Annotated in this window: 1 protein-coding gene; it reads left to right on the top strand. The window is 56.3% G+C overall.

The genetic code is table 11. The annotated features are described in order from the left end of the window. Positions 1–85: 85 nt before the first annotated feature. Positions 86–471 (top strand): MerR family transcriptional regulator (locus tag AACY19_RS27165; protein WP_339454585.1); only part of this gene is annotated, 386 nt, incomplete at its 3' end.

Below are 471 nucleotides of genomic sequence, written 5' to 3'. Positions count from 1 at the left end.
AAAGATGCAGGGCAGCATCTGATAACGCTTGACCCTGACGCAACGTCATCCCGACAAGCATGACATAGCGATTCGGAGTGAGGTCATGCAGACGGTCAAACAGGTTGCGAAAGCGTCAGGCGTCAGCGTTCGCGCCTTACATCATTACGACCATATCGGGCTGTTGAAGCCCGACGTCGGTGACAATGGTTATCGCTATTACGGACAGGTGGAATTGCTGCGTCTCCAGCACATCCTGTTCTATCGCGAACTTGGGCTGCCGCTGGCGGAGATCGCACGCATCCTTGATGATCCCGCCTTCGATACGCGCGCCGCATTAATTGATCTTCGTCAACGCGTGGACGAAGAAATCACCCAGCGCCGCGATCTTGCACAGACGATCGACCGCACGCTGGCATTGCTCGATGCTGGCGAACCAGTCGATGAACGGCGTCTGTTCTATGGGGTGTCACCCGAAAAGCAGGCCGCTTG

This window comes from Pseudomonas sp. EA_5y_Pfl2_R50 (assembly GCF_963970475.1).
GTDB lineage: Bacteria > Pseudomonadota > Gammaproteobacteria > Pseudomonadales > Pseudomonadaceae > Aquipseudomonas.
The sequence above is the reverse complement of the archived record's forward strand: the minus strand, read 5'-3'. Positions and strand labels throughout refer to the sequence as shown.